Below are 19,842 nucleotides of genomic sequence, written 5' to 3' on the forward strand. Positions count from 1 at the left end.
GCGAAGATACTTGAAGAAGCTGTTCGATTATACCGGCCGTAATGTGATTGCCTATTATTCAGGCTTCCTTACGAAGTCAATAAACGGCATGGAAGTGAATGACGAGGACAAGAATGCGTTTATGCTCTGTATTAATGAGCTCGAACGCGACAAAGGTCTCGATCTGATCCTTCACACGCCCGGCGGAGATTCGCAGGCAACACTTTCTCTGGTCGACTACCTGCGAAGTATGTTCGGCGCGGACATGAGGGCAATCGTGCCTCAAATTGCTATGTCCGCTGGAACTATGATCGCATGCTCCTGTCGGTCGATCGTGATGGGGAAACATTCGAGCCTGGGACCGGTGGACCCCCAGTTTGGGCATATCGCGGCAGCAAATCTCCTGAGCGAGGTCAGGAGAGCTCGAGACGAGATTCTTGCGGATCACCGCAACGCCTTGTTTTGGAATCCGATCCTGTCTCGGATCACTCCGTCTTTTATTGAGCGCTGCGAACTTGCTGTCGCCGATTCCAATGAGTTCCTTGAGGCGACGCTTCGCGAAAACATGCTCTCTGACCTAAAGGGCGCAGAGCAAGACAGTACGGTCGAGAAAATCAAGGAAGTTTTCGCCAATAACATAGGCAAGGCACACAATACGCATATCCCGGCGAAGCAATGCGCGGCCCTCGGCTTGAAGATCGAGGAATTGGAGGCGGATCAGACATTTCAGGATTTAGTCCTGACGATCCACCATTGCTATATGCATACATTGGCCAACACGGCTGCGTTTAAAATAACCGAGAATCATCTGGGTAGAGCGCTCGTCAAGCAGCAAGCCTCTCAGGTCGTAGAGGTTCCAATGAGTCAGTTGGTGCCATTTGAGATGCCTTCGGGTAGTCCGCCTCCGAGCCAAGGAAGTGAGATGCTATCTCCTCCGCCGCTGCCCACCAAAGAGCCGCGCGCAGAAAGGCCGAGAGCAGCAAGAGTTGGCAGCGGGTGAGGACGCTGCCAAAGGCTTTCCCAGCCGGCGAGGTTAATCAGGCCGATAGCGAAGCTCATCGCGCGAACCAGATTCACCTCTGGGAGTGGGCTTGCCCGCCGAAGGGCATTCCCGTCGAGCAATGGCCGGGAAGCCTCCGTCAGGCCCTTTCCGAGGCGAAGCAGAAGTCGATTGGCCTGCCGCTGATCCGCTAGCCTGGGGCTGAACAAAACGAAAGAACGAGGCCAACAGAGAAAGAGGGAGCCCGCGGCTCCCTCATACTTTATATGATTGATTTAACGTTGTGGCTCGAGCTTCTTCAACTCGCGCTTCAAGGTTTCCGTGAAGGCCTTTGAAGCCGTTTCCACAACGGTCCGCGTCGTCTCTTCACGTTGCTTCTTCTGAATGATGAGCGGCAGGCGTGAATCGGACGCTCTTCGTCTGCCGGTAGCCGCTTCTCTTTGATCAAGCGTTGCCATCTGCGTCTCCGTTCCGTTTTGCGGCTAGAGGATGAAATCTCCCTTCACGAAATCTGTTCGCGCATCGATGAGTATGGAGAAATCTGCCTTGCCGTCGCCGTTGACATCGCCGTAAACGTAGGTGTCGCCCGACTTCTTTTGGTAGCGCAGCTCACCAGCGTCTTTGGAAAACTTCTTGGTTCCGATGAAGTCGAAGGACTGGTTACCCCTGGCGTGGGTGTCGGCATCGATAGCCTTGAGGTCGATCTTGTCGCCGGCCTTTCGCGAAAAGTCCTTGATCGTATCGCGACCGGAGGCGGCGACGGTCGAATCCTTCGTTGAGTTGAAGACGAAGGTATCTTTGCCGGAGCCGCCGTAAAGCGTGTCACGGCCCGTGCCGCCGTAGAGCTTGTCGCTACCGGAGTCGCCTCTCAGCGTATCGTGGCCAGAGCCGCCCAGCAGCCGGTCGTTCCCGGTGCCGCCAGAAAGCAAGTCGTTGCCTGCCTTGCCATCAAGCGTGTCGTTGCCGGCATTGCCCTTCAGAACGTTGGCACTTCCGTTGCCCTTGAGCGTGTCGCTGCCCTTGCCGCCGCTCACGTGTTCGAAGTTGCGGATCAGAAAGGTGCCGTTGCCGGTGTTGACGACGTCGACTGTTGCGAGGTCGACGGAAAGGCCCTTCTTGAAGCGTGAAAAGTCGACCGTGTCCGAATTGGAGTCGCCCTTGCTCGATACACCCGAGCCGCCATTGATCGAGACGAAGTCGCTCTTGTCGGTGAGAGGGCTCAGAATGATCCTGTCACTGTCACGGCCGAGATTTATGTAGCCCGCTCCGCCAGCGCCCAGATCGACAGTGTCGTTTCCCCGTTCCGTATCGAGAATGGAAATATATCCTTTGCCCGTTTTGATCGTATCCTTGCCGCCGCCGCTTAGGATTGTATCTACCTCGACGTCGCCGATGGTAATCTTGTCTGCGCCACTGCCGCCCGAGATGATCCCAACTGTCGTCTTGTTCAACGCGATATCGCTTCCGCCAGAGTTGACCAGCGAAATGAACTCGACAAAGCGGTTAGTCCCTCCCGAGGTCGAATCCTTTATGATCGCCTTCGTGTTGAAGGCAAAGCGCAGCATTGCCACGGTCCACGAATCACCAGAGAGCGTAAATTCCGCGGTCTGGACAGCATTCGTCTTGGCTTGAGTCTCCACCGACATGATGAACCCGTTCGAGCCCCAGACATAGCTTTCATTGCCGATTGTAAACGAGGTCTTTCCGTCAAGTGATCTGCTAATATTTGAAGTGATTGTTCCCATAATGCTACCCCTCATCGAGAATTCGTCATAAAACGGACACAGCGGTGTCCCGAAGTTTTGTAACCTTGGGTCGCAGACTTGGCAAGGTTCAAACGGATATTCGAGGGTTGAGGCCCTCCAGATGCAAAAAAAAGCCCCGCACGACGGCGAGGCTTGAAGGCGTCGCTCTTGGCTCACAGCGACGCAGGGGAGACCTTGGGAGGTCCCTTGCCCATCTACGACTTTCGTCTAATGCGGGGAAGGTCTGATTCCGCGATTCCGGTACGCTCGGCGAAATATTGCCTGGCTACTATCCCTTCTTCATCTTCTTAGCCACAGCGTTCGCCTTCTCGTGCGAGCCGCTGCGGAGGCCTACTCGCTTTTAGCGGCTGCCACCCCATGCTTCGCTTCGGACTCTGCCTTTTTGGCCTGCTCCACCTCCTTCAGCTTCTTCCATCGCTGCGAATACTTCCGGAAATATTCGAAGTATCGGTCATTGCCGGTTTCTTCGCGCAGGACGTCGAAAAAGGGGGCCAGAGTCTTGTAGTCGTCGATCCACGCAGTTCGGAAGGTGTCCCGGATCAGCCCTTCGTCCAGGACGTGCTTTTCTATCCCCGCCGCCATGATTTCGTAGTCATTGGCGATGTTGAGAACGGCCTCGAACTCCTTCACGAACTGCTCGTCCCCGTCGGGGGCTTTCCGCGCGTATTTTGAGAAGGCAGTTTTCCGTCGCTGAAGCTGGACGTATGTCTCGCGCGCCGCGATATAATCCTTGTCCCATTGCTTTTTCGCCAGAGCGTCCCACGCGGCCTTCACCTTGGCGTTGCGCGTGTTGGCCTCTGCAGTGAAGCTGGCGACGACGATAGCCGACAGGACCGCGGCGACGGCAGCGATCATGCCGGCGACAGGCGTGAAGATTTCCTTGTACTCGGCAATGAATTCCGGGTGATAGATTCTCACCCAAACCAAAGCCGCCCCGACCAGTGTGGGCGGAGCGGCTGCGGTGAGAAGTCCAGGAAGGCTGACATTATGGGTGCCAAGCCTCATTTTCCGATGGTGCCGCCCCAGCCTTCGCGGGCCGCCTTCTTGCATTTCCGCATGTAGAATCTCCTTTGATCGAGGATTTTCGTCTTACCGTGGCGTCAGTCATATCCCTTTAATAAGGAAAAGCAATGACTTTGTGACGCCAACGGATTTCGGGTCCGAGCTGATCGTGCGGAAGATAGGTTAAAAATCCTCCAACGCCCTGTGGGGCTCTCCGTTCCAGACGGAGAGAGCACCTTCGGCTGATAATGTCGAGTTCCCGGCTCGGCCGGTGCGGCGGAGCCGGAGTGGCTCTATCGATAGATCGTGTCCGGCAGCCGCTCGCGCAATTCCCGGCCCAGGTCCTGATTGGAGACCAGCACGCCATCCTCGCGTTTGGCGGCGTTCCTCGCCCGTGTCCGGATGGAGCGCTGGAGCGTTTCCTTCGTGATCGCGACCCCGGCATGCAGCTTCACGGCGTTGAATGCCTTGATCTCGCCCAGGGCGTCGCCGGCTGCCGCCTTGTCCCCCATCATCGTCGCCAGAGCCCACCGGTTGATAAGCCGCTGCCGCTTTTCGCGGACCCGCGTCTCGGCGTTCTTCAGCGCGCTGTTGCGCTCCCACGTCTCCGCGACTTTCGCCGGCGTGAAGCCGACGGTCTGTGCGAGGAGATCGGAATAGTCGAGGCCGCTCGCGGGCAGGACCTCGTTGCCGCCGATCGACGTTACGCCTTCACTGGCGTAACGATAGGACCGTATCAGGTCTCGCACTGCCTTCGGCGCAACCATTTCCAGTCCGCGCGCGATGTCGCCGTCGGTCGCGAGCTCGAAGCCGCGATAGATCTGCTCGCCCAAGCTGACGGTGGCGCCAAGGCTTTGCGACAGCCAATACTGATACTCGTCCTTGCCCTGCAACTCGCGGCCGGGGGAGCGGAACCAGAGATCGGGCATGCCGATGCGTGACGCGAGGTCGATGCCGAGATAGTGCCCGGGCGCGCCGTTCAGGACGACCCCGCCGAGTTCCGGACCGAGGATGTCGATGACGCTGCCGCGGAAACGCTGCTCGAAATCCAGAGGGTCGTCGTCGTCGCCGAATATCAGCCCGGCGAGCGTCATGGCCAGATTGAACCCGAACATGCCGGTCACGCCGGCCATGGCGCCCATCATGCCCAGCACGCCGGCGAGCTGGTGGCGCGCCTCGCGCCTCGCCGCCGGCGTCTCGCCCTTGAACGACTGGTGCAGGTCCCGGAACATGCGGTAGAGCATGTTGATGTTGTGCTGGCGGAAGACGAGCGCCACCTTGGCGAAATCGTTCTGCATCAGAGCCGGGCGGCTGCTGTTGGCATAGTCGAAGTGGGTCTTCCAGGTGAGGTCGTGCGCGGTGTCGATCGCGGCCGACGTGCTCTGTCCGGCGGCGCGGGCCATCCGGTACGCGGCGAGCGCCGTCACCTCGCGGTTCCAGACCTCGGCGCGATGGAACATCCACGAAATCGCGCTCATGACCTTGGCGCGCAGCGGGGTGTATTCGACGCCGGTCTCCCCGACGCCAGCGAGATCGTGCGATTGCGTGCGATCGATCAGGCCCGATTCGTAGAACGCCTCCATGGCCTTCCGCTCGTCGGCCGTCAGGTCCGCGTCGAGCACGGAGCCGCGGCCCGAGATCGTGTCGCGCGAGGCGCGGCCGATGGCGGCGGCCGCCTTCGCCAGGCCGCCGAAGCGGGCCCCGAGGATCGGCACGCCGAGCATGACGGTCTGGGTCATGTTGACCACGGCCGCGGCCGGCGAGGCGGCGAGGAACCATACGAAGGCCGTGCTGGTCATGGTCTGCGCTAGCTTGCCGCCGGTGGGGTTCATGACCCATTCGTGGCGGCTGGAAAGCTCGTTGGCGAGCGTCATTCCCCGCGCCTGATCGTCGGCCTCGCGCGCCTGGTCGACGGCCTGGTCCACGAGCTCCTGGAGCTCGAGGCCGTATTTCAGGCGGGCCATCTGGTGGGAGGCGTGGAACATGTGCGACGAGAACACGCGCAGCGCGTCGCGGGCGAAGCCGGCCGTGCCCTTGCGATGGATGAAACGCTTGCGCGTCGACAGGTCCGGCATCGATTCGAGGTAGCGCTGCCAGATCTGGTCCATGATGTCGGCGCCGACACCGGCACCGCCGAGAATTTCCTCGATCTCGGCCACGATGCGCGGATCCATCGCCCGGCGGAGGTCGCTGCCGGCCTCCATCACGCCGCTTTCGATTTTCGCCGTTGGCAGTTCGCGCTGCAGCTCGCGCACGGCCCGCGTGCGGGCCGCCTCCGTCTCGTGCTTGGAGAAACTGAGGATGCGGCCATCGATGTCGCGCGCCGTGACGAAGTAGCGGCCGAAGCGTCCGAGCGGGAAGTAGGGCGCCTGCACCCGGCTGGCCTCGAAGGCGAGGCGCATGCGCGTCATGCGGGCCTTGGCGGCCCAACGCGCCTTCGTCGTCTCGGCCTTGTGGGCGCTCGCGGCATCTTCTTCGGCGTTGCGCCGGTCGATGCCGGAGAGGCCCGCGTCGCGGATCTTCTGCAGCGTTCGCTTGTAGCGCTCGTCGGCCTGGCGCAGCGCGATCTCTTGCGCCTTCCGGACGTTGTCGAGCAGGATCGCGTCCAGCTCCTCGGCCTGCGCCTTGTAGGCGTCGCGGACCTGCTCGAAGAGGGTGCGCCCCTTCGGCGGCAGCTCCATGAAGCGTTTGCGCAGCGCGGTGTAGCCGGGCAGCGCCTTCGTCTCCTCGTCGGTCCTGGACGGGTCGATGCCCGCCAGTGTCGCCTCGTGCATCAGGTCGGCGAGCGCCTGCGCCTTGGCCTTGTCCTTGCCGGCGAAGCCGAGGCGCGTGTACCTCAACCACTCCTGCGCGACCGCATCCGCCTCGGCGTGCTTCTTGCCGCGGAACGCGTCCATCAGCCGCTTGACGCGCAGGTACTCGCCGACCGCGGTCATGTTCGGCCGGGCGAGCTCGCTGAAATAGTTGAGCGGAATGGCTTTGAGCAGGGCGGGCTGCAAGTCTGTCAGCTTGCCGCGCAGTTCCTCGACGATCCGCGCCTCGGTTACGCGCTTTCCGGCTCGTCCTTCTCCCCGCCGGCGAGCTTCTCGCGAATAATCGTTCTGGCTTCCTTCAGCGAACTCGCCCGCACCGGGTCGCCGGGCGGGAGTTTCTCCAGGTAGGCGAGGTGCGTCCGCCAGCTCTGCAATGTGTCCCAGGGCGACGGCGGGTCGATGAACCCGATGGATGGTACGCGCTCGATCATTGAAGAAGCTCCTTGCCAAGGCAACCGCTGCCTCGTCGATGGCCTGGTCGAGGCCGCGCAAGGTGGCGGGATCATATTCGTTTTCCGTCCAGGTGTCGACAAGACCGGCGCGCTCGGCGGCCCGGAGAAGCGCCCATGGATGTGCGCGTGTCGCCTCCTGCGGCTCGATGTGGCCGTTCGTGATCAGGTTCTGGAGAGCCTGCCGCAGCCGGTCGTGTGCCTGACCCAGGGCCACGTCGAGATGTCGCCGGCGCGCGCCGGGATCCTCGAAGCCGGCCAGGACCTCGTTGCCGGAGTGCGAAAGGGCTGCCCGGCTCTGTGCCCCGCCGGCCCCGATGGCCCAGACGGAATAGAGGCCGGGATAGGCGAGATTGGCGAGGTCCTGCCGGCTCAACGGGCCGTTGCGCGGATGGTTGTGATAGACGACGACGCGCCGATCCGGGTTGACGAGTGCCGCGAGCAGCTTGTTGTTCATGCCGGTGGCGCTGTCATCGCCTGCTGTGCCGTAGTCGATCAGCGCACCGTCGTCGTCGAAGGCGACGAGATATTCGTGTCCCGTCTCCTCTCCCATTCTTCGGACGAGATCGACGGCGTTCGCCCTGATGCTCCTGCCGGCATCGAAACCCGGTGCGGGCAGCGAGCGCAGCTTGCCGTCGGCGCCTGTAACAGGCGTGTCCGGACGCTTGTCCTTGACGGCCGGCATGGGCGCGACGTCGCTGCTCGCGGCTTCGGCGCCGATCGACGGCAAGGTAGCGGCGCCGGCCGGGCGCGGCCGCAACGCATCGAGCAGGCGCCTGTGACGCGAGGCGGTTTCCTCGAGCTCGGCCGTCCGGTTCCACGAGCCGATCTGCTTTTCGAGCGCCGGTACCTGTGCCTCGATGTCCGTGAGGCGGCTGCTGTCGGCCTCCGGAATGCCGACGAGGCGCCGGACCGTGTTGACGATGCGCATGGCGAGGCCGGTGGCGTCGACGTCGGCGGCATCGTGGACATCCACCTCGTAGCGGCGCGCGCCGGTGATCGTCACCGAGAAGGCCCGGTCATGGAGATGTTCGATGCCGATGTCGAACCCTGCATAGGAACCGATCTTGTCGGCGCCGCCGTGCTCGATCAGTTCCCGCCGCATCTCGGCCGCGACGGTCGCGCCGAAGTCCTTCGGCTTGTCGAACGTGGTGCTGCCGACCGCGGCGCTGAACGGGGCGTCCGCGGCGTCGCGGGCCAAGGCCGCATCAGCCTCGACGGCGGCCCGCCGCGCGCGCAGCCGCTCGGCCTCGTCCTGAAGGGAACGGATGCGGCCCTTGATCCGGTGCTGCTCGCGATCGTGCTCGATTGCCTGGCTCTCGAGCTGGCGAAGCTTCCGGCGCGTCTCCATCTCTTCGAGGATCAGCGGATTGCCCGAGGCTGCGGCCTTCATTTCCGCCGCATTCGCGGCTTCGCCCGCGATGTCCTCGATCTCGCGCGTTTTCACGTCACCCTTGCGGAGCTGCTGGATGAACCGGGCTTTCGCCTCGATGGTCTGCCACTGCCGTGCGTCGAGCGTGTTCTTGGTCGCATAGCGGAGGATCTCGATCTCGAACCCGTCCGGGTCCTTGATGTAGAGCTCATTGCCCTGACGGATGCCACGGCCGTCGCGCTGTTCCAGGTCGGACGGTCGCCACGGAGCGTCGAGGTGATGCAGCCCCACGAGGCGGTTCTGGACGTTGGTGCCGGCGCCCATCTTTGCCGTCGAGCCGAACAGGAATCGCACCCGGCCCGTCCGGACCTTCCCGAACAGCTCCTCCTTCTGCGCCTCGGTATTGGCGTCATGGATGAAGGCGATCTCCGCCGGCGGCACGCCGCGGTCGATCAGCTTCTCGCGCAGATCGTCATAGACCGAGAATGGGCTCTGGAGCGCTAGGAAATCGTCCGGCGACATGTTGTCGAGCGCTTCCTGGGCGGCCTCGTCGCCCTCCTCGGCCCGCTTCATGAGATCCCGGATGCGGCCTTCCTCCGCGGCCCGGACCTTCTTCGGCGTCGACAGGTCGATGAAGACGAGCTGGGTGCCGCGCTCCTTGTCCCAGGCGTCGTACATGCGCTTCATTTCGTCCGCGGCGCGGTGGACCTTCGAGCCGGTGTGATCCGGATATGCAGTGTCGATCAGGCGCATGTCGAGCGCCGCCTTCCGGGCGTCCGACATGACCTTCAGCATGTTGTCTGCGCCCTTCTCGACCTTCTTGGGGAGATTTTCGGCCCGGTGAACCAGAGAGCCCTTCGGGAAGACGAGATTTCCGTTCTGGTCGGGCTTGCCCTCGCCGATATAGGCAGCCTGGTCGCTGGACCGTTCGACGACGATGTTGGTGGGCTTGCCGCCCTTGACCTTGGGCAGCGGCAGGGTTTTGCCGATGGCCGCGAGCTGGGCCTTGATGTCGTCGTTCGTCACGACGTCGGCGAACGAACGGTATCGCTGCATCAGCTCCGGCACGTTCACGAATTTCGCGAACCGGCTGTTGAGCCTGTACTGACCGGAGGGGGAGAGCTCCCAATCCGTGACGATTTCGCCGAACACGCGCGCCCAGGCGTCGAAATGGGAAATGCCCATGGCGCGCAGGACGTCCTCGGCCAGGTAGCGGAGAATGGTGTACATCTCCGCCATCGTGTTCGAGACCGGCGTGCCCGACAGGAACACGACGTTGTTGCCGCCGGTGCGCTCGAGGATGAAGCGGGTCTTCATGAAGAGATCGGCCGCCTTCTGGCTGCCCGCCGTATTGCCGAGGCCGGCCACGCGCTGCATGGAGGTCGAGTAGGCGAGGTTCTTGAATTCGTGCGCCTCGTCGACATAGAGCGCATCGATGCCGAGCTCGTCGAACGTGAGCCCGTCATCCTTCTTGCCGGCGTCGAGCAGACGCTCCATCTTGGCCTTGAGGTTGTCGCGCCATTTGGTGAGCTGCGCGACGTTGCGGCTCCTCTGTCCCGTTTCGCGCCGTAGCTCGTCGATCGACGCCTCAAGGTCGTCCATCTGCGCGGCGATGAACCGGGCCTCGTATTCCGGGCTCATGCCGATGCGGCCGAACGACGAATGGGCGACGATGACCGCATCCCAGTCGCCCGTGGCGATCCGGGCGAAGAGAAGCTTGCGGCGATCCTTCTCGAAATCCGCCTTCGTCGCCGCGAGGATCTTGGCGCCGGGATAGAGCCGCACGAAATCCGCCGCCCACTGGCCGACAAGGTGGTTCGGCACGACGAACATCGGCTTGCGGGCCTGCCCGATGCGCCGCTTCTCCATCGCGGAAGCGATTGCGGCGAAGGTCTTGCCGGCACCGACGGTGTGGTCCGCCAACGCCGTCCCGCTTTGCAGCGTCCGCCACACGAAATTCTTCTGGTGCGGCCGGAACGCGATGATATCGTCGCCGACCTTTCCCGGAAAGGTCAGGTGCGAACCGTCATAGGTCCGCTCGACGTCGGTGTTGAACGTGTCGTTGTAAAGGCGCGCCAGCTCCGCCCGCCGGGTGTCGTCGGCCCACAGCCAGCGTCGCCATTCCGCCTTGACGCGTTCCGCCTTTTCGTTCGCGGCATCCGTGGCGGCCTGGTTGACCACCGACTTGCCGTCGCTCGTCCGATCGTGGACGGTGATCTGCTGGCCGTTGAGCACGGCGCTGAGGACCGTTCCGACACCGGCTCGATCGGTGCCGTACATCGTGGCGGCGGCGGCCGACACGCTGGGCACGTCGATTTCCCATCGGGCGTTGGCGCGGGAGTAGACGGCCTTGCTGCCGGCGGAAGAAGCCGAGCCGGCGATATGGGTGATGAAGTCGGCGACATGGCGGGCGGGAAGCCAGGGCGCACCCGGCTTGACGTCGATGTCGACAGCCTCGATGTCGGCGGGGATGACGTCGCGCAGCGCGGCGACGTTGCGCCGGAAGGCCGGGTCGCGCTCGGCGGCGCGTTCCGCCTCCGCGAGCTTCGCCTTCACGTTCCTGGAAAGATAATGGTCGGCTGTCTCGTAGGCGCCCGCGGGCGTGCGGAACAGCAGGGGCCCGAGCTCGTCGATGATGGCCTCGACGGGTTTGCCATAAAGGGCGGACATGGCGTCGAGGTTGACGCGGCCATGGTCGTTGAGCACCGTCGCCAGCGCATCCTTGGCGCTCGCCGCGCTCGTCGGCCGGCGGTAGGGCTGTTGGGTGCGCCGCGTGAAGATGGCGGATTTCCCGGCGGACGGCGGCTTCGCCGTCTCGCCGGTCTTCTTCGCCATGGTGGCGCTCACGCCCTTGTCGAATGAGTGTTCGAGCGCACTGATCTGTGGCCACGTCGGGTCGTCTCGGAACAGCCGCTTGTTCACGTCCGCATTGATCGGGCCGTGCTTCTTGACGAAACCGTCGTAGAGGACGTTCAGGCGCTTGCGCAGGTTCTCGACCTGACCGTCGGTGGCGCGCTCGTCGATCTGCGCCCGCCGGAGCTTGGCGAAGGCATCCCGCACCCGCACCATGCCGGCGACGCGCTCGCGTGCGGTCTCGTTCGGGAAGGCGACGGCTTCGGAACGCGACTGGCCGATATGATCCGGCAGACGGACATGTACCGTCCCGTCGGGCGCGGAAAACATCGTGCCGACCTCCACGTCGGACACCGTTTCGGGCACGGTGACGGCTTCCTGTGCCACCGGAGCGCCGGCCGCCGGCATGACGTTCTCGGGAAGGCTGCGGACGGCCTCAGCGAGATCGGCGGCGAGATCTGCACCGTCTCGCGCGACGAGGGCGGGATCGTCCGGGCCGTACATGGTGCCGAAGGCGCCGAAATCGCCCAGCATCATGTCGGGATTGTCGATGAAGTAGCGGTTGAGCGGCACCGGCTTGCCGTCGCGGCCGGTCCATGTGCCGACCTCGACCCACCGCTTGTCGGCCGTGTCGCCATCCTGGCGCCGGCGCAGCAGCACGATATCCGTTGTAACTTCGGTGCCGGCGTTCCTGAGGAACGCATTATTCGGAAGGCGGATCGCGCCAACGAGATCGGCGCTCTTGGCGATGTGCTGGCGGGCGGCGGCGTTCGCGCCGTCGAGGAAGCGGTTCGTCACCACCATGGCCAGCACCCCACCCGGGCGGAGCGCTTCGACCGATTTCGCGATGAAGAAGTTGTGGATCGAGAACTTGTTGAGGTGCCGGCGCTGACGGTCGTAGAGCCGCTCCGACCCGAAGGGCGGGTTGCCGGCGACAACGTCGAAATGATCATCGGGCACGGTGAGCTTCTCGAAGCCTATCGGAGCCTGGATGTTCGCGGTCGGATACAGGTGCTTCGCGATGCTGCCGGTGATCCGGTCCAGCTCGACGCCGGTGATCGCCGTTCCGCTACGCAGGTCGCCCGGCATCAGTCCGAGGAAGTTGCCGGCACCGACTGACGGCTCCAGCATCTGGCCGCCCCTGAACCCGAGCCGGCGCATGATGTCCCATATCGCGGAGACGACCTCCGGCGCCGTGTAATGCGCGTTGCGCGTCGAGGATTCGGCGGCGGAATACTCTTCCGGGGAGAGCAGCGCCTTGAGCTCGGCGGCTTCCTTCTCCCAGCCCCCGGCGACGCTACCGTCCTCGCGGGGAAAGGCGGCGCGCAGTCCGCCCCAGCCGACCCATTTGGCCAGCACCGACTGCTCGTCGCGTGTGGCGGGGCGTTTCTCCTCTTCCAGACGGCGCAGGAGCTTGATGGCGCGGACGTTCGTTGCGAATTTCGCCTTCTGGCCGCCGGTGCCGAGCTCGTCGGCGTCGGTGATGACGTAGTCGACCGGTCGAGCCTGCGCCGGCACGGCGGCGGATTGGACTTCGGCCGCGTTCGATGCTACATTTTTCGCGCCGGTTCGTCGGCTAGCGTTGGCATCCGACGGTTTCGCAGGGGCGGTGTCTGACCTGGCGTCCCTGCCGGCATTTTCTCCCTTCCACAGATCCTGCAGCGTGGCCGTCGATCGGTCCGATCGGCGCGGCACATCGGTTCGGAAAGCCGTCAGCAGCCATGTCTTGGCCGTGCCGTCGAAATCGAGCCTGACGCCGGCGCGGCCCGTCTCGTCGATGAGCTGGATGCGGCGTGGGCTACGCTGCGCCTCGTCGACGTGCAGCCCGTCGATGAAGCCCTGTAGATCGGTGAGGACCTCGGGATGCCATGCAAGCAGCTTGGCGAGGCCTGCGCCGTTGTGCTGGTTGGTGCCGGCGTTGCCCCAGACGAGATCGATCGGGCCCACGTCCGGGTGAGACAGCGCGCCGACGGCGTCTCCGGTCTGCCGGCGCTCGAGTTCCAGCGCGGCGTCTCGCCACCGGCCCTCATATCCGCGGAGGATGGGGCCGAACGGGCCTTCGTCTACGTCACGTCGAGCGTCCGGCTGCCCGTCCGGGCGGCGGCGTCGAGCCGATGCGTCACCGGCGTCCCGCTGGTCTCCGTCCTCGGCGCGTTCTCCGGCGGCAGCAGCAAGTAGGTCTCCCTGACCATCTGCCACGCCTCGTCGGGCTGGAACCCGCTCCGTTCGAGCTGATCCACCTCGCGATACGTCTGCTCGGCCGCGTCCTTCAGCGCCGTTTCCAGCGTCCCGGCCGCTTTCAGTTCCTGGTACCGGTTCGGAAGGTGTTCCTTCCAGTGCTCGCGGCCCAGGCTGATCCAGTTCTGCAGGTTCATCGATCGTGCTCCCGATCTTGTCGACGTCGGCGGCTTCCACTTCGGCCGCGCTGGACATGCCGTCGAACGCAGCGGCGCGCGGATCGTACTTGACCCCCATATACCACGATTTCAGGTAGGGACGCGCACCTTCGCCGAGGTCCGCCAGCATCGCTTTCGCATATGCGGCGAAGGTGCGCGCCCCTTTCTCGATGTGGTAGCCGGCGAGCGTGATGCCCGCTTGGAGCAGCTCGGGGTCGATGCCGCTGTTCAGCGTGTTACCGGCGAGCTTGCGGCGGAGCAGCGCTCGCGCCTTCTCGGCCGCGTCATCGGTGAAGATCGTGTTGGCGGAGATGTCCGGCTTGGGCTTCGCAGGTGTTCTGGCCGCCTTGGTCTTGGTCGCTTCAGGCCCCGGGCGAGACTGCGACAGCTCCTGGTAAGCAGCCTCCTGGGTCGAGGCCCGGATGACGCGAGCCTTGCCGTAGCGCGCGGCGGCATATCCCATGTAGTAGGGCTCGATCGGGTCGACCCCGCCGCGGAAATACGGCACCTCCTGGTGCGTTGGCGGGCGCCCCGCCTTCTCGTCCAGCCAGCCGCGGACCATTTCGTAGGCCACGGGACTGTCCGGATGCGGAGTGCCCATCTGGCTCTGTGCGATCTCGGCGTAGGCCTGCCTGAATTCCTTGGAGCGCAGAACGTCTCGTACCTCGGACCTGCTGACGTCGGAGCGTCTCTCGCGCCCGGTATCGCGCGGCTCAGCCGGCGACGGCTGGTGTTCCTTCGCCTTCTCCCGGATCTCGAAGCGCTTGCCGTTCTGGACGACGTGATGCGTGTCTCCGAGCTTGCCTCTCGCGATGTGGGCCTCTGCCTTCTCGCGCGAGGCGAACCATTTCGTCGCGAAGGGCTCGGCGGTCTTGCCGGACCGCAGCCACGCCTTGAAATCCGCCATGGTGGTCGGCGTGATCGAGCCGAGCCCGGTCCAGCCCTTGGTGTAGTTTTCGAGATAGGCGGCGCGCGCTTCCTCCTCGTTGGTGTAGCCGGCCATGACCTTGTGCTCGTCGAACCGGCCGCGCGCCGGATCGCGCTGGTCGACGACGAAGACCGGCGCGTCATCGTCGATCGCCTCGGTTCCCGGCTTCACGAAGATGTCGATGTGATCCTTGTCGCGGCCGACCGTGCCGCGGATGTAGCCGTAATGGCTCTTCATCGTGACGGACCAGGCCTTGCCGGAGGCAGAGACGCCCTTGCGCTCGGAGCCCGCCGGGTTCTCGATCGAGATGTCGAGCCCGCCGAGCCTGATGCGCCCGACCTTATAGTTTCCGGCCTCCTTCTGCGCCTGGGACGGCTCGGGCAGGTCGTTGGCCGGCGAGGTGGCGGCCTCGTGCGCCGCAGCATCCGTCACCGTACCGATGTCGCTCGCGATCCGCTCGGCCTCGCGCTGCGCGTCGCGTACGGAGAGCAGCTTGGCCTTGATGCCCGGCGTGAGGTTCCGCCACATGACGCGGTCCGGCCGCTTGACGCCGGCTCGGGCCAGCACGTCGCGGCGCCCGACCTGGGTCAGGTCGACGTCCCACCACTGCGCGCCGTCATCCACCGCGCCCGGCGCCGAGGCCTCCTGCCGCGCGCGGGCCGCCTGGCGCTGCTTGAGCAGTCGCTCGTTGACCGCGTGCATCTTCACGGGCAGGCGGGATTTCGCCTCCTTCGCGGCGCGCTCGGCCCGGTACCGGTAGTCATCGGCCATCGCGGCGATGTCCTCGACGGCGACGCCGAAGGCGTCTGCGAGCCGCTTGCGCTCCGCGGGCAGGACACTGGCCATGTCGACCTGAGAGGTGCCGCCGAGCCGCTTGGCGATGACCTGCTCGCGGGCGAGGTCGTAGAGCCGGGCGTGGTTGTCGTCGGGCAGCACAAGGGTCTTGTCGCCGATACGCCGGCTGTTCGGCCCGGCGTCGCCGATTTCGCGCTCGACCGGAGGGTTGCGCTCCAGTTCCTGCGCCTCGACCTCGGACGGAGTGAGCTTGCTGACGGAGAGCCGATCGACCGGCACCTGCAGCGCGGTCCCGTCGTCGTCGACCACGACGGCCTCCCGCCCGTTCTCCTCGTAGCGCTCGATCCGGACCGCGCGGCGGCCTGTCTCGGGCGTGTCGATGATGACGCGCTCGCCGGGCCGCGGCCGATAGGGCCGCTTCTCGTCCGCCGGCATATCCTCGGTGCTCGGCGGGATTTCCGAGGTCGTGACGCCGGGCTGCGGGTCGAGAGGCTCTAGCGCCGGGTCGCCCGATTCCACGGGGAGGGGATCGGCGCGGCGGGACGGGTCGGCGCCGACCGCGGGTGCGATCTGCGTGATGTTCTCGATCGGGACCTGATAGATTTCGCCGCTGCTGCTGTCGATGATGACCGCCTCGTCGCCCTCGTAGCCGTCGATCCGCGCCATGAAGGGGTCGAGCCCGTCCGCGTCGACGCGCACCGTCGCGCCGATCTCCGGCCGTCCGTCCGCCGTCACGCCGGCCCCGGTCGTATCCAGCGGCGCCGTGACGGGCGCCCTCTCGCGCTCGCGACTTGCGGCATGATCGACGGCGCGACGCAGCGGCCCGCCCCGGGATTCCGGGTCCGGCAGCTCGCCGGCAGTCCCGGTCTGTGCCGGCAGATCAATATCGCTTCCCGCGCTCGGGCTCGCGGCACCGCCGGCGGCCCCCATGCCGCCGCCCATGACGCCGCCCGCCGCGATACCGCCGGCCACGGCCTCGCCGACGCCTTCGGTCAGATCCTGGTCGGGGTTGACGGTCTGCACCGCCCGGTTCTGGGCGATGGTCTGCGCGGCGCCCTGCGGCGCTTCCTCGAGCAGGCCCTCCGCGACGGCACCCCGGGCCGCACCGCGCAGGATCCGCTGCGCGACGGTGCCGCCGACACCTTCGGCGAGGATCTTGGCAAGGGCGCGGTCGCCCATGCCGCCGAATGCGCCTGTCGCCGCGCCCGCCATCAGGAAGGCCTGCACGCTGGCGTCCTCAGTGACGGCCTTGATCGCCTCCTCCTGCGACATGCCGCCGGCGACCATGGCCTTGACCGCGTCGGACTGCGCGACGAGGTCGGCCGGCAGTCTTGCGATCTGCTCTTTTACCGCGATCGACGCGTCGGCGCCGCCGAGCATGCCCTCGGAGATGGCGCCGGCGATCGTCGCGGTGCGGGCCGCAGCGGCGGCGGCGGCACGCTGGCTCGTACCCGATGCGACGGCCGACAGATACGAGCCACGGGCCAGCACGCCGCCGGGCAGCATGGTGACCACCGTGCCGGGCGCGCTCTCGCCGACGGCGCGGAGATAGCTGCGCGGATCGCTCCAGGCCGGACCGAAGGTACCGCGCTCGCTGTCCCACCAAGTCTTCGCGTCGGCCTCGGCCTGCGGTGCGGTGACGGAGGCGCCGGCCCGCTCGGAATATTCGCGGAGCCGCTGCGCGACCGGCTTGCCGGTAACCCATTCGTCGATCGCGTCGAGGGTGCTGACGACATGGTCGCCGACGCCCGGGATCATACCGACGGCTTCGCGGACGGCGAGGCCGAGGTTCGCGTTGCCGGTGCCGACGATGCGACCGACGTCGCCGCCGACGCCGCCGGACCGGTTCTCCTCCTCCCAGCGCTGCTGCCACTCGGGCAACTCGTCTTCGTCAATGAGCTGGTAGCGGTCCGGGCTTTCGGCGGCGAGCTCGCGCTGGAGGCCGCCCGCCGCGTCGTTTGCCGCCGCGATCCGGGCGTCGGCCCGCTCGCGCTCGGACCGTGCTGCAGCCTCTTCCTTGGCTTGGCGGATGGCTTCGGCCTCGGCGGCGAAGGGGTTCTCGCCGCCGTAGATCCCGAGCGCGTCGGCCGGCTTGAAGTTCTCGTCGATGACGATGGACGGCCGGGACGACTGACCGTCTGCGACCTTCGCGGATATCGCGCCCGGATTGGCGGCAATCTCGCGGAACCAAGCCGGCGCCTTGCTCAGCCGGGCGTTCGTCGTATCGTGCATGAACCAGGCGGAGCCGTCTCCGCGCTGATCCTTCATGTCGACGTGCAGCATGTCGGGCGAGCCGGAATAGGTCCCGAACCGCTTCACGCCGCGCGCATGGAGGCGGCGCACGAGTTCGGCGCGCTCGGCGTCGCTCATGCCGCGCATGGAAATGTCGGCGGCGGTACGATGGCTGTGCTGGCCCGGCGACTTCTTGCGCCGCTCGACGCGATGGCTGGGCGAGCGGTATCCGGACGTGATCGTGAAATCGCGTCCCAGCTCTGCCGAGGTTTCGGTGAGGATCGAAGCGAAGGCGGGATTGATCGCCTCCTGTCCGGGGTGCACGAAATTCAGCCTGCCGCCGCCGCTGTTCTTCGCCGCGGGCTTCTCGGACACGAGCCGGGCAAGCCCCTTCGCCTTCGGGTTCGGGACGCGAGCCCCGTCCCTGCCGGCGAGCGCCGGCTCGTCACCTGTGTCGAGGCCGAGCGACACCTGCTCGGGTGCGATCTCCTCGATCGCCTCCGCGGCGTTGCCGGGCCGCTTGCCGGAGGCGTAGAAGATATGCCGCCCGATGCGTCCGGTCTCGGGCATTGCCTGCGACCAGTCGGGTGAGACGCTGCTGGCATGGTAGTGGTCCGCGCCGCCGGTCGGGTCAGGCACGGTTCCTCCGAAGACGCCGTCGACGATCGCCGCGGCGCGGGCGCGGGTCGCAGGATCCTGCTGCGCCTTGCGCACGTCGGCGCCGGGGTTCTCGTAGCCGGTGAACTGGCGCGGCTCGCGGACGATCTCCCCGGCCGACTTCCCGCGCACGCTGGCGCGGTTTCGGATGACGCTCGCGACGGCCGCCATGCCCTCGTCGCCCTCGCCGACGGCCTCGGCGATGACGGTGTCGACCAGGTCGGAATAATCCCGGTCCGACATGCTGGGAATCGGAGCGGTTCTGGTCGCGGACCCGGTCTGCTGCTCACCGCCGAGGCCGAACGTCGGCGTCGTGCCGCCATAGAAGTTGAGCGGGTCGTTCCATTCGGCGTCGCCGCCGAGACCGAGGACGATGGGCATGCGCGGGCTCCTGATCGAGAGCCGCACTCATGCGCGGAACGGACAACAGCCGTTATAGATTGAGGCGGAGGAGTTGGGAAGCGCGAAGGCCGACCGGCTTCACGACGAACTACGCCCGCCGTTACAAGATGGCGCCCCGCCATCCGTCCGGGGCGCCTACCTCCGAAGCGTAGTGCGGGAGATTCTACCCGAAATCGACATCCTGCGGCGTGAATTCCGTGACGAGTTTCTTCGCCTCCGCCGGCGCGTGGCGCAAGATCGCTTCAAAGTCGGACTGTTCGAAGCGCTCGGAAAGCTGAATGTATTCAAGGGCGTAGCGCAGCTTCATGCGGACCGCTCGCCCACCAAACTCATCCTCCATCTTGCAAAAAGTAAGATTCTCGGATTTCTTCTCGTCGCTGTTGGCGTCGATGTATTTCGAGACCGAATCTACAAACGCAGCGTCGATAGCGTAGACGGACGAAAAGGGGTCGCCGCCGTAGATTTCACGAGCCGTTTGCTCATGAAATATGGGCTCGATGCGATGCTGGTAGGCGAATGCCAGCGCGCTATCAAAGCGATCCGGTGCTTGGATGAAGCCCAGGAGGAAGGACTGGCGTTTGGTTTCGTAGAGCGCGCGCAGCAAATTGTCGTTCATTTGAAATCCTTTCTGAAAAACGGGATTGCAATTGCTGATAGATAAGAACTCGTTAATTGAGCTTCAAGTGATGCTCTGCACTAGCTCCGCAACGGCCCTTCTCCTGTCGCTGCTCGCCTGCCTAAGGCGTTCCCTATGGTGGATCGTGGCCGCCGCCGTGGCGAACGCTGGCGCGGCGGCCATGGTTCTCGTGACGCTGATCTAGCTTGTTGCCTCCTGTCGCAGCGTCACCATCCATCTGCCGATGCGTGGCACTGGACGACGGGCAGCAAACTCGGACGCCAACCAGTTCATCAACTTCGTCGAGTGCGAGTATCGCTGGGCAGCTTCTGGCGAGCCGGTCACCGCCATTCTCCCCGCCGAAACTACCGTCTTTCTGTCCGTCTTGCTCGTTTCCGGCCAGATGTCGCGGATGAATGCCATTGGTGAATGACGCGACCAACCCATCGCATTTTACCGATTGATTTGACGTACCATTGAAAACTCTATGGTTGAGTGCGCATGGGCATGACACCTTGATAAGCAGCATGATGTCGCTGCGAGCATTTTCTTCAAAGGGTTTACGATGTTAGTTGCCTCAGT

Annotated in this window: 6 protein-coding genes; 1 reads left to right on the top strand and 5 read right to left on the bottom strand. The window is 64.9% G+C overall.

Features of this window, described 5'->3' with window-relative positions; genetic code table 11:
- Positions 1–10 precede the first annotated feature (10 nt).
- Complete coding sequence (locus NNZ72_RS12190) at positions 11–979, top strand: SDH family Clp fold serine proteinase (RefSeq protein WP_257315589.1); 969 nt, start codon at positions 11–13, stop codon at positions 977–979.
- A gap of 275 nt (positions 980–1,254) precedes the next feature.
- Here the strand turns inward: NNZ72_RS12190 and NNZ72_RS12195 are convergent, their stop codons facing one another.
- The 5 genes from NNZ72_RS12195 to NNZ72_RS12215 form a co-directional block, all read right to left on the bottom strand.
- On the bottom strand, positions 1,255–1,437 hold the full coding sequence (locus tag NNZ72_RS12195; RefSeq protein WP_257315590.1) for a hypothetical protein: 183 nt from the start codon (positions 1,435–1,437) through the stop codon (positions 1,255–1,257).
- Between the two features lie 24 nt (positions 1,438–1,461).
- Complete coding sequence (locus NNZ72_RS12200; protein ID WP_257315591.1) at positions 1,462–2,724, bottom strand: calcium-binding protein; 1,263 nt, start codon at positions 2,722–2,724, stop codon at positions 1,462–1,464.
- Between the two features lie 351 nt (positions 2,725–3,075).
- Positions 3,076–3,795 (bottom strand): DUF4760 domain-containing protein, encoded by a 720-nt coding sequence (locus NNZ72_RS12205; protein WP_257315593.1) that lies wholly within the window; start codon positions 3,793–3,795, stop codon positions 3,076–3,078.
- A gap of 245 nt (positions 3,796–4,040) precedes the next feature.
- Positions 4,041–18,623, bottom strand: coding sequence for a PLxRFG domain-containing protein (locus NNZ72_RS12210; RefSeq protein WP_257315594.1), 14,583 nt, complete (start codon positions 18,621–18,623; stop codon positions 4,041–4,043).
- Between the two features lie 184 nt (positions 18,624–18,807).
- Entirely contained in the window at positions 18,808–19,260 is a 453-nt protein-coding gene (locus NNZ72_RS12215) for a hypothetical protein (protein ID WP_257315595.1), read from the bottom strand.
- Positions 19,261–19,842: the final 582 nt, after the last annotated feature.

The organism is Shinella pollutisoli, assembly GCF_024609765.1.
GTDB lineage: Bacteria > Pseudomonadota > Alphaproteobacteria > Rhizobiales > Rhizobiaceae > Shinella > Shinella pollutisoli.

Coding starts and splice junctions, on each gene's coding strand:
- NNZ72_RS12195 (WP_257315590.1), bottom strand. CDS start 1,437: ATGGCAACGCTTGATCAAAGAGAAGCGGCTACCGGCAGACGAAGAGCG.
- NNZ72_RS12200 (WP_257315591.1), bottom strand. CDS start 2,724: ATGGGAACAATCACTTCAAATATTAGCAGATCACTTGACGGAAAGACC.
- NNZ72_RS12205 (WP_257315593.1), bottom strand. CDS start 3,795: ATGCAAGAAGGCGGCCCGCGAAGGCTGGGGCGGCACCATCGGAAAATG.
- NNZ72_RS12210 (WP_257315594.1), bottom strand. CDS start 18,623: ATGCCCATCGTCCTCGGTCTCGGCGGCGACGCCGAATGGAACGACCCG.
- NNZ72_RS12215 (WP_257315595.1), bottom strand. CDS start 19,260: ATGAACGACAATTTGCTGCGCGCGCTCTACGAAACCAAACGCCAGTCC.